Source organism: Blautia sp. BIOML-A1, from assembly GCF_009883055.1.
GTDB lineage: Bacteria > Bacillota > Clostridia > Lachnospirales > Lachnospiraceae > Blautia_A.
In genome coordinates, this window is record NZ_WWVR01000013.1 from 82998 (window position 1) to 93228 (window position 10231).

Consider the following 10231-nt stretch of genomic DNA (forward strand, 5'->3'; position numbering starts at 1 on the left):
CCTGTAATTGTCCTTGTCAAGTGAGGTTCCCCTCTGCTATAATAAGAAAAAAGGAGGCTCTAATGAGAAAAAATAAAAATAAGCCAGAAACTGTTGATACTTCTTCTGTTTCTGAGACAGAAGAACTCAACGTTCCCAGAAAGAAAAAAAAGAAAACAGGACTGGTCGTTTTTCTGATCATACTCGTTCTTGCTGTTGCTGGTGCAGCGGCCTGCTATTTTATGGAACGACAGAAACCGATCTCCACAACCAGAAACTATCTTGAGAATGTTCAGGCGATGAACTTCGATGGTATGAAAAATCTTCTGCAGAGCAATGATATGTCTGCCCTGGACAATGCCGATATCACAAGTGAGGCTTACACCAACTTCTTCAAAGCCATCAATCAGAAGATGACTTTTGAGATCCGTAAGACGAAATTCAATATCCAGAATGGAACTGCAACTGTAACCGCACATATCAAATATATTGATGGCTCCGATATTTACAAAGAAGCTGTCACTGAATTTTTTCAACAGATTGCATCTTCCGCATTCTCAGGTGAGACAACAACAGCAGAAGAAACCCAGAAGAAGCTTGCCGCTCTTCTTGAGGAAAAGTCAGGTTCCGTAGCCGATAAGTTTACAGAAACGGATATCAGTTATCCTCTTATCAAGGCTGACGGCAAATGGAAGATCGTCTCTCTGGATGATGAGACAGTTAAGATCATGTCCGCTAATTTTGTCAATGTGCAGGATGAGATCACGCAGCCGCTTTCTGAGTCCGGAACTTCTGATTCATCAGCCACACCGACTTCCGACAGTTCTATTGATATGACTACTGACAAATTCGCCATTCATTATACCAGCTGTCGTGTTACCAATGATTATGCCGGAAATCCCTGCATCCTGATCTATTACGATTATACCAACAAAAACAGTTCACCTTCCAGTGCTATGACAGATGTTCGTCTTCAGGCGATACAGAATGGACAGACACTGGAAATCACCCTTCCTGCTGAGGATGATACTTCTGTAGATCAGTTCATATCCGAGGTAAATCCTGGCCAGACAGTGAATGTGTGTCAGGTATTTTCCCTCAAAGATAAATCTGACATAACTATTCAGGCGAGCGATAATTATGCTATTGGCGGTGGAACCGTTACTTCTCAGATTTTAAAAGTTCAATAATTTTTTACGAAATATTCGCAGTAAATCTACTGCGAATATTTTTTTTACTTTATGGAATACTAAAACCACAAGAACAAGGAAAGGATGATCATCTATGGAAAATAAATTTCTGAACTGTTTCGCATTAACTGTTTCTATCATTGGAGCTCTAAACTGGGGACTGATCGGATTTTTTAATCTGAACCTTGTGGCCCTCCTTTTTGGAAGCATGAGCTGGATTTCCAGAATCATTTATGCTCTGGTAGGACTCTGTGGTCTTTATCTGTTTTCTTTCTATGGAATGACAGCTGAAGATCAGACAAAAGTCAGCTGAAGATCAAAAAGAAAAGGACTCTGAATTCTCAGAGTCCTTAAGAGCGATAGACGGGGCTCGAACCCGCGGTCTCGACCTTGGCAAGGTCGCGCGTTACCAACTACGCCACTATCGCATAAGAGCGGGTGATGGGAATCGAACCCACGTATCCAGCTTGGAAGGCTGGTGTTCTACCATTGAACTACACCCGCATATCGCTGTGCTTGCGTTGCGTTTGTGTTTCGCTCGCTTCAACGATATTGAGTATATCTTATTACTCAGTATTTGTCAACAGGTTTTTTTAACTTTTTTCAATTTTTTTTATTTTATATTTTTTCCTGTTTTTATATCATAAATCCTCAATTTTCCCAGTCCCAGACATCTGCTTTGGAAACAGCACTTCTGGACTTCTTGATCACAAGTTCCGGACTCTTGGCACTGACCTTGGTATTAGCCGGAATTGATTCTGTAATAAATGTATTACCACCGATGATCGTATTCTCACCAATAACAGTCTCTCCTCCAAGTACAGAAGCATTCGAATAAATTGTCACATTATCACAAATAGTCGGATGACGTTTGATGTTTGCAAGCTGCTGTCCCTGTCTGGTGGAAAGTGCTCCGAGCGTCACACCCTGATAAAGCTTCACATTGCGTCCAATCTCTGTCGTCTCACCGATGACAACACCGGTTCCATGGTCGATAAAGAAATAATCTCCGATCGTCGCACCCGGGTTAATATCAATGCCAGTCTTGCCATGTGCATATTCTGTCATAATTCTCGGAATATACGGAACTTCTTCTTTATATAAAATATGTGCCAGACGATATACATAAATCGCAAACAATCCTGGATAAGAAGAAATGATCTCTTCTTTACTCTTTGCTGCCGGGTCTCCATCAAAGCCCGCCTGAACATCCTTCAAAAGGCGCTGCTGCACATCAGGAAGCTGTTCAAAAAATCCACCACAGATACGATCCGCTTCTTCTGATGCCCCATCCTGTTCCATTTGGGGATTCGCATACAGAAGTGCAATTTCTATCTGTTCTTTAAGTCTGTCATAAAGATCATTCAGACGATATCCCGCAAAATGCTCCGGAAACATCTTTGCCGCAGAGTCATTCCAGAAATATCCTGGAAAAATAATGGAACGAAGTTCCTTGACCATATCGATTACTGCTGCCCTGCTTGGAAGCTCCCTGTTATTTTGGGGCATAAATAATTCTTCGTTTCTATAATTCTGGGTCAGAACTTCTGTAGCTCTGACGATTACATCTTTTTTTCTGTTCATGGATCTAAACCTCTTTCCGCAATTTCTGCAAAGATGCTAATACCTGATGTATTACTACTCTGCGGATTTCTTTCTTTATATCATATTATAGGATTCTTTTTCCGTCAATAAAAGATTCTTTTTCTGTACAAAAAAGAATTGACCTTTCGCTGCTCAGACTATATAATGGAACATGGTCAGGACATTTTGTTTTGAGTCCGGAGATGTACCCAAGTGGCTGAAGGGTCCGCACTCGAAATGCGGTAGGCCGGGCAACCGGTGCGAGGGTTCAAATCCCTCCATCTCCGCTTGACAAACAGAATATTATCTGCTATAATTCATTTTGTTGCAGATAAAGTTGCAATTATTACAATAATATAGGGGATTGGTCAAATGGTATGATAGGGGTCTCCAAAACCTTTGGTGGGAGTTCGATTCTCTCATCCCCTGCTTAACAAAGCGTGTAAACCTTGAATAAGGATTACACGCTTTATTTTTTATCTCAGATCCCATATTTTTTCAGATCAACTTTCCCATCGATCACTTCCACGCCATCTGCCTTTAGAAGTTTTGCCTGTGCACCCTTTCCCCCAAAAGCAAATTCTCCTGCCAGTTCTCCCTTCGCATTTACGACACGAAAACAGGGTATATGCTCCGGATCCGGATTTTTATGAAGAGCATTTCCCACAGCTCTTGCCATTTTTGCATCACCGGCCATCTCTGCAACCTTTCCATAAGTTGCCACATGTCCTTTCGGAATCCTTTTGACTGCTTCATAAATGCGCTTCGTCGGGCTGTCTGAGATAATATCATAGCTTTCTGCGATCATCCTTCTGATATCTTCATCTGGTATGCTTCCATCCAGAATGATCGTATTCCAGTGTTCTTTATTCTGATGGTATCCAGCAATGACGGAATCGTAAGCTGCACGCCAGAAATCGCGCCATTCCGGACTTACCTTCACATTCAGATTAATATAACCATTTCTCTCATAAATCCACAGAAATGCTTTTTTGCTTTCCTTCACTCTCACCAGCTGCCAGTTTGGATCACGAAAGGGTCTGTCTTCATATACATTCTGAAAGGACATCCCATATTCAAGTGCTTCTTCACGTGTCAACATAACTGCTCATCTCCATTTTCTCAATCTTGTAAGCGAAATACCCGGAGCAAAACTCCGGGTATCATTTTGGATCATATTCTAATGCTGTCAGATAGCAAGCAAGTTTTTGATTGCTTCTATATACACAAGCACTGCCTGTTCCATGCCTGATACAAGAATAAATTCATCTGCACCATGGATACGGTAGTCGATTCCAGGCATTTCAGGACCAAATGCAATAATATTCTTAAGTGATTTTGCATAGGTTCCTCCACCGATTACCATTGGTTTATTTTCTGTATCACCGGTTACATCCACATAAGCTTTGTAAAGTGCATTGACAAGAGGAGATTCTTTTGGGAAAAACAGTGCATCTCCGATTCCGAGAAGTTCAATACGTCCATTCTCATCCTCAAGTTGACCTTCGCACATCTTACGGATCTCATCTGCTTTCAGAGTAACCGGAACGCGGATATCGATTGTGCATGTAATCTGTCCATCCTCTGTCTTAACGATTCCATTACACAAAGTCAGCTCACCATATTCATCCTCAAATTTAAGTCCAACACCTGAACCATCACAGGCTGTACCTATATGCGCATTATAAAATTTCACAAAATCATCTTCAAATCCGGCTTTTGCAAGACATTCACAGATTACTCCTGCTGCATTAACTCCCAACGTTGGTGTACTTGCATGTGCCGGAATTCCCTTTGCATAAATACTGATCTGTCCGTTCTCTTCCGTCACTTTATATTCCTGGAGTTTGGTTTCTGCAAAAACTGCCTCCAGTTTATCCTTCAGTCCCTCTTCTGCCGGGATGACTGTATTACAGGTGTCACATACTGCATTGGAAACAAATCCGCCATTCATGGAAATAATTCTGGTATTCTTTGAATGCGCCTTCATTATTACCATGCCCTTCTCGCCATGAATACACGGAAAACTTGCATCCGGAGTAAATCCACAGGTTACTTCTTCCGCAACTTTATTGTAATGTTCCATACATTTGGAACCAGTTTCCTCATTGCAGCCCATGATGAGGCGAACTCTTTTATTCAGTTTCACTCCAGAATCACGGAGAAGTTTCATTGCATAAAGTGCCTCCAGGACCGGTCCCTTATCATCTGTCGTACCACGTCCATAAACATGGTCTCCATCACGGGTAAGAGTAAAAGGATCATATGTCCAGTCACCGCCTACCGGCACAATATCAAGATGTCCGGCAATTCCAACGATTTCCTCTCCTTCTCCCATCTCTGCATATCCACAGTAATTGTCCAGATTTACGGTCTTAAAACCAAGTTCATCAGCAATCTTAAGGCCTTCCTCCAAAGCCTTTGCAGGTCCTTCACCAAAAGGCATTCCCTCTGCCGGAGTACCTAGCTGTGAGTCAATTGCAACAAGTCTTCCGAGATTATTGAGCATTTCTTCTGATAATTCATGAATCTGTTCTTTTATATCCATAACTGCCTCCCATTTATTTCAGTTTTTGCTAAAAACTTATCTTCTCCTATCCTAGCAGATATTTCTTATTCAATCAACTCTTTCTCTACATTTTCAAATCCAATTCTCTCAATCGTTTCCGCAAAGCGTTCTCCCTTCATACCATTGTCTCTGAAAAATAGAATTGCTTTTTCAATAACATTGAGAGCTTCTTCTTTTGTGGTAAAAATTTTGTTAAGTGCTCTTCCCTTTGCCGTTTTTTTGCCCCAGCGTCCTCCGATATAGATTTTATATCCATAAGTGCCATCTTCAATTGTATGGAAAGGACATTTTCCTATACAGCGTCCACAATGCCTGCACTGTTCTTCGTCAATCTGAATTTTTCCGTCTGCAACTTTTGCCACATGGTTCGGGCATACCGCCTCTATCGCACATTTTTTGCAGCCTTTACACATATCTGTGTCAACCACCGGAATTCTCTGTCCGATAATCCCCACATCATTCAGATTCGGCTTTACACAGTTATTCGGACATCCACCTACAGCAATCTTAAATTTATGTGGCAGTGCAACCTCTCTGTATCCTTCATAAAAGCGCTTATAAATCTCCTCAGAAAGTGCATAGGAATCCAGAAGGCCATATTGGCAGGTTGTTCCCTTGCAGGATACCACCGGCCGCACTTTAGCACCAGTTCCTCCCGTCACCAGACCTTCTTTTGCAATAAACTGCTGAAATTCATTAATCTTATCATAAGGAATTCCCTGTATCTCCACAGAAAGTCTTGTCGTATACAGAAGATTTCCATTTCCAAATTTCTCTGCCGCATCTGCCATACAGCGATGCTGTGCAGCTGTTACCTTGCCATTTACAGTAAGTACACGTGCGGAAAACAGATCTGTTCCTCTGTTATTCAAAAAGCCCATTCCTTTTACTCTTTTTTCATCTTCTTTGCTGACAGTTAATGCTGACATATCTTATCTCCCATCCTGTTTCTTATTTATTCGTAACAGTTCAGTATCCTCACAGTTACAAGTCAAAATGTTATTGTTCACAGTTACGTCAAAATTCATTTTGCTGGCTCACATTCATAATATACCACTTGAGTATGTATTTGAAAAATGATATTATTTTATAGAAACAATAGGTATTATCTATATCAAAAGGAAACAAAATAAAACAAAATGACTATAAGACATCTGACTATTTTTGTTGCAGTAGCTGACCATGGTTCTATGAGCGCCGCTGCTTCTTATTTATATTTATCGCAGCCTACCATAAGCCAGGCAATCCGTGAACTGGAAAAACACTATAACGGACTTTTGTTTGAACGTCTCGGCAGAAAATTATATCTCACAGAACGTGGCAGACTGTTGCTTCCACAGGCACGAAATCTGATCCGGCAGTTTCAGCAGATCGAAGAACTGATGTTAAACCAGGGGCAGTCCTCTACCTTGAAACTTGGTTCCACAATCACGGTCGGAACCTGCCTTACACCGTTTCTGATTCCGAAGCTTCAAAAACTCTGTCCGGAAGTCCGGGTTCATTCCTATGTGAGTAATACCAAGGACATTGAACAAAAGCTTCTTCGTTCTGAACTGGATGTGGGAATTGTAGAAGGTGAGGTTCTTTCCTCGGATCTTAGCGTTCTCCCGATCATAGATGACTGTCTGGTACTTGCCGTAGGTAAAGATCATCCTTTTTATCAGAAAAATTATATTCAGGTGCAGGATCTTGCCGAAGAATCCTTTGCCATGCGTGAGCAGGGAAGCGGAACTCGACAGCTCTTTGAGGAATATATCACCCGACATCAGATTTCTGTCCAGACAGTCTGGGAATCCAACTGTCCCCGTACACTTCTGAATGCAGTGCTTTATGACCAGGTTCTTTCTGTCATGTCTCTTCGACTTATGAAACATGAGATCCACCATAATACAATCCGTGTTTTTTATAACCAGAATGGAGAATGGAATCGCAAGTTCAAGCTTGTCTATCACAAAAACAAATTTCTGACTCCTGCGATCTATGCACTTGAAAAACTGCTTCACACCTATAAAAACATAAAACTACCCGAAAATATGGGAATACTGGAGTAAAAAACAAATCTCACACTTATGTAATAAAGGAACTTTTCTTATGGAAAAATATATTCATCTTACCGTTGCATCGGATTCAGATGTTTTTACCGTCGGACAGTTTCTCCGTTCTCAGGGACATCTGACAAAAAAACAGATCAGCCGTGCCAAATTTTATCCTGATGGCATTCAGAAAAACGGTGTCCGATGCCGCATCACGGAACCTGTATTTGCCGGTGACGAGATCCGTGTCTGCCTGGAAACTTCCGAAATGGATTTTGTCCAGCTTATTTCAGAGGATTTTTCTTCTCTTGACATTCTGTATGAAGACCAGGATGTCCTTGCCGTAAGCAAACCAGCCGGAATACTTACTCATCCATCCGGCATACATTATGCAGATACCCTTTCCAATCAGGTAGCTGCCTATTTCCAGAATAAAAAGGACTCCGTTCGTGTCCGCCCAATCGGACGGCTCGACAAGGAGACCTCGGGCATTGTTCTGTTTGCCAAAAACAGGGTGGCTGCACAGCGGCTTTTGGTGCAGCGTAAAGAACATATTTTGCAGAAAGAATATCTTGCCGTTGTGGATGGCTATCTGCCCCAGGACTCCCCTGATAGCTGGCATACGATTTCTTTTCCTGTAAAAAAAGTATCTGACCATCCGCTGCGAATGCAGACTGTTCTCAATTCTGACGCTAATTGTACCGCAGATACTTCTTTACTACTGCCTGCGCTCACCCATTACTGTACGATTTACAGCACAGTAAACTGGTCATTGATATCTCTCCGTCTCGATACCGGACGCACACATCAGATTCGTGTCCATATGCAGGCACTCGGGCATCCACTTCTGGGCGATAGCTTATATTATAAAAAAGAAACGACATCTTCACCTGTACTGCCTGCATTCACTCGCACTGCTCTTCATGCCTGGAAAATAAACTTCCGACAGCCATTTGAACAGAATGAGATCCAACTGACCGGAGAATTACCTGAGGATTTCAAGCAGCTGGTATCTTATTTACATCCACTTTTTCTACCTTGACAGAGGTATTTTTTCATGTAAAAATACTTTTAGTGATTATTTTATTTTGGAGGTTTTTTATGTCAGATCAGGTTCGTGATATGACCACCGGCTCTCCATCAAAGCTTATTCTACTGTTTGCAGTACCACTGATGCTCGGCAATGTATGTCAGCAGCTTTATACCATGGTAGATACTGTTATTGTAGGGCAGATTGCCGGTGTACAGGCTTTGGCTGCCCTCGGTGCAGTAGAATGGATCATGTGGATGGTTCTTGGTGTATCTACCGGCATTACGCAGGGATTTGCGATTCTTATGGCTCAGGATTACGGAGCACAAAAATGGCGTAAACTAAAACAGACGGTAGCTCATAGTTACAGGCTGACCGCAATGACTGCTGTACTTCTTTTTATCATCAGTCAGGCAGGAGCTTATTGGATCCTTACTCTTTTGAACACTCCGGATAATATTATAGGAATGTCTCTTCTTTATCTGCGGATCGTGTTCTGTGGAATCCCTGTTGTAGCTGCCTATAATATTTTTGCCAGTGTCCTTCGTTCTCTCGGAAACAGTCGCACACCATTGATTGCCATGGTAATTGCAGCAATTATCAATATTATTCTGGATCTGATTTTTGTCGGACAATTTCATATGAACGTCGCAGGTGCTGCACTTGCAACTGTTATTGCCCAGGCCTTTTCAGCAATATATTGTTTCTTTGCAGTCCGTAAAATTGATATTGTACATATAACAAGAGAGGATTTTCAGGCTGTACCAGGACTCAACCGTAAGCTTCTTACCCTGGGTACTCCGATTCTTTTTCAGGATGTAATCATCTCAGTGGGTGGTCTTGTCGTACAGTTTGTCGTTAATGGTTATGGTTTTCTTTTTGTTGCAGGCTTTACTGCTACAAATAAGCTTTATGGGATCCTGGAGATGGCTGCTATCTCCTATGGATATGCAATTGTGACTTATGTCGGACAGAATCTTGGAGCCGAAAAAATCACCCGGATCAAAAGGGGCGTTCGTGCCAGTGCTGTACTTGCTTTTCTTACTTCTGTTTTTATTTCAATGGTCATGTTTATATTTGGCAAGCGTATCCTGACTGCTTTTATTTCCGGCGATCCGTCACAGACGGAACAGGTACTTAATATTGCATGGCATTATCTTTCGATTATGGCAAGTGTTTTATTTATTCTTTATTTTCTTTATGTTTACAGATCTGCTCTTCAGGGACTTGGAAACACAATAATTCCTATGATAAGCGGTATTGTTGAGTTTTTTGTACGAGTAGGTATAGCGTTATTTCTCCCAAAACTTATGGGACAGAATGGAATTTTTTATGCAGAGATTGCTGCATGGACAGGAGCTGCTGTTCTTCTGGCAGCCAGTTATTATATCGATATTCGTAAAATCAAATAAAAGTAATGTTTCACAATGGTTTCCAGGTCATTCTGGGAACCATTGTTTACAGAAAATTTTAACAGAAAAAAACCAGAGCAAATTTTGCTCTGGTTTTTCATATCGTATCTTCAAAACCACATACATGTTGACATTTAAGAATCAATCTAACCATGCTTACGTTCGAAATCGGTCACCTCATGACTTCGTCATTCGGTGTCATTTGCTCGCAAATGTCCAATCCAGTCTGCAAACAGCACTCCATGAGTAAACTCATTCCGTTCTGTTTCCTTCCTGTCTTGACCGCTTTCTCACTAGTTGGTCAAGCCCTCACCCTATTAGTAGCAGTCAGCTCCATACGTTACCGTACTTCCACCTCTGCCCTATCAACCTCGTCGTCTTCAAGGGGGTTTACTCCTTTCGGATGGGATATCTCATCTTGAGGGGGGCTTCAC

General features: G+C 41.7%; 9 protein-coding genes, 4 tRNA genes and 1 rRNA gene. 7 read left to right on the forward strand and 7 right to left on the reverse strand.

Going from position 1 to position 10231, the window contains the following annotated elements; translation table 11 throughout:
- Positions 1-62: 62 nt before the first annotated feature.
- Both GT674_RS08215 and GT674_RS08220 read left to right on the forward strand, forming a co-directional pair.
- Positions 63-1169, forward strand: a complete 1107-nt coding sequence (locus GT674_RS08215; RefSeq protein WP_161285251.1) for a DUF5067 domain-containing protein — start codon at positions 63-65, stop codon at positions 1167-1169.
- 94 nt (positions 1170-1263) lie between these two features.
- A complete protein-coding gene (locus GT674_RS08220) occupies positions 1264-1482 on the forward strand; it encodes a DUF378 domain-containing protein (protein ID WP_161285252.1) in 219 nt (72 codons plus the stop codon).
- 42 nt (positions 1483-1524) lie between these two features.
- On the opposite strand, the gene GT674_RS08225 is transcribed toward GT674_RS08220, so the two are convergent.
- The 3 genes from GT674_RS08225 to GT674_RS08235 all read right to left on the reverse strand — a co-directional run bounded on the left by GT674_RS08225 (position 1525) and on the right by GT674_RS08235 (position 2753).
- Positions 1525-1597 (reverse strand) — tRNA-Gly (locus GT674_RS08225).
- Positions 1598-1602: 5 nt separating this feature from the next.
- A tRNA-Gly gene (locus tag GT674_RS08230) sits at positions 1603-1673 on the reverse strand.
- A 147-nt stretch (positions 1674-1820) separates the two neighbouring features.
- On the reverse strand, positions 1821-2753 hold the full coding sequence (locus GT674_RS08235; protein WP_161285253.1) for a serine O-acetyltransferase: 933 nt from the start codon (positions 2751-2753) through the stop codon (positions 1821-1823).
- A 199-nt stretch (positions 2754-2952) separates the two neighbouring features.
- Here GT674_RS08235 and GT674_RS08240 point away from each other — a divergent pair.
- Positions 2953-3040 (forward strand) — tRNA-Ser (locus GT674_RS08240).
- A gap of 71 nt (positions 3041-3111) precedes the next feature.
- Positions 3112-3182, forward strand: a tRNA-Trp gene (locus GT674_RS08245).
- Positions 3183-3234: 52 nt separating this feature from the next.
- Here the strand turns inward: GT674_RS08245 and GT674_RS08250 are convergent.
- From GT674_RS08250 to GT674_RS08260, 3 genes are all read right to left on the reverse strand, one after another.
- Positions 3235-3855 carry a methylated-DNA--[protein]-cysteine S-methyltransferase gene (locus GT674_RS08250; protein WP_161285254.1) on the reverse strand — a complete coding sequence of 207 codons (621 nt, stop codon included), beginning with the start codon at positions 3853-3855 and terminating at the stop codon, positions 3235-3237.
- Between the two features lie 87 nt (positions 3856-3942).
- Complete coding sequence (locus GT674_RS08255; RefSeq protein WP_161285255.1) at positions 3943-5301, reverse strand: M20 family metallopeptidase; 1359 nt, start codon at positions 5299-5301, stop codon at positions 3943-3945.
- A 65-nt stretch (positions 5302-5366) separates the two neighbouring features.
- The gene (locus GT674_RS08260; protein ID WP_161285256.1) at positions 5367-6251 is read right to left on the reverse strand and encodes a 4Fe-4S dicluster domain-containing protein; all 885 of its coding nucleotides are present in this window, start codon (positions 6249-6251) and stop codon (positions 5367-5369) included.
- A 210-nt stretch (positions 6252-6461) separates the two neighbouring features.
- Between GT674_RS08260 and GT674_RS08265 the strand changes: the two genes are divergently transcribed.
- Genes GT674_RS08265 through GT674_RS08275 form a run of 3 tightly spaced genes read left to right on the forward strand, consistent with a single transcriptional unit; the run spans position 6462 to position 9797 of the window.
- Positions 6462-7373 carry a LysR family transcriptional regulator gene (locus GT674_RS08265; RefSeq protein WP_161285257.1) on the forward strand — a complete coding sequence of 304 codons (912 nt, stop codon included), beginning with the start codon at positions 6462-6464 and terminating at the stop codon, positions 7371-7373.
- A gap of 40 nt (positions 7374-7413) precedes the next feature.
- On the forward strand, positions 7414-8397 hold the full coding sequence (locus GT674_RS08270) for an RluA family pseudouridine synthase (RefSeq protein ID WP_161285258.1): 984 nt from the start codon (positions 7414-7416) through the stop codon (positions 8395-8397).
- Positions 8398-8435: 38 nt separating this feature from the next.
- Positions 8436-9797, forward strand: a complete 1362-nt coding sequence (locus GT674_RS08275; protein WP_334297013.1) for an MATE family efflux transporter — start codon at positions 8436-8438, stop codon at positions 9795-9797.
- A gap of 297 nt (positions 9798-10094) precedes the next feature.
- Here the strand turns inward: GT674_RS08275 and GT674_RS08280 are convergent.
- Positions 10095-10231 (reverse strand): 23S ribosomal RNA (locus GT674_RS08280); the annotation flags it as partial.

Excerpts from the sequence above, each read along its gene's own strand:
- GT674_RS08215 (WP_161285251.1), top strand. The coding sequence starts at position 63 with ATGAGAAAAAATAAAAATAAGCCAGAAACTGTTGATACTTCTTCTGTT.
- GT674_RS08220 (WP_161285252.1), top strand. The coding sequence starts at position 1,264 with ATGGAAAATAAATTTCTGAACTGTTTCGCATTAACTGTTTCTATCATT.
- GT674_RS08235 (WP_161285253.1), bottom strand. The coding sequence starts at position 2,753 with ATGAACAGAAAAAAAGATGTAATCGTCAGAGCTACAGAAGTTCTGACC.
- GT674_RS08250 (WP_161285254.1), bottom strand. The coding sequence starts at position 3,855 with ATGTTGACACGTGAAGAAGCACTTGAATATGGGATGTCCTTTCAGAAT.
- GT674_RS08255 (WP_161285255.1), bottom strand. The coding sequence starts at position 5,301 with ATGGATATAAAAGAACAGATTCATGAATTATCAGAAGAAATGCTCAAT.
- GT674_RS08260 (WP_161285256.1), bottom strand. The coding sequence starts at position 6,251 with ATGTCAGCATTAACTGTCAGCAAAGAAGATGAAAAAAGAGTAAAAGGA.
- GT674_RS08265 (WP_161285257.1), top strand. The coding sequence starts at position 6,462 with ATGACTATAAGACATCTGACTATTTTTGTTGCAGTAGCTGACCATGGT.
- GT674_RS08270 (WP_161285258.1), top strand. The coding sequence starts at position 7,414 with ATGGAAAAATATATTCATCTTACCGTTGCATCGGATTCAGATGTTTTT.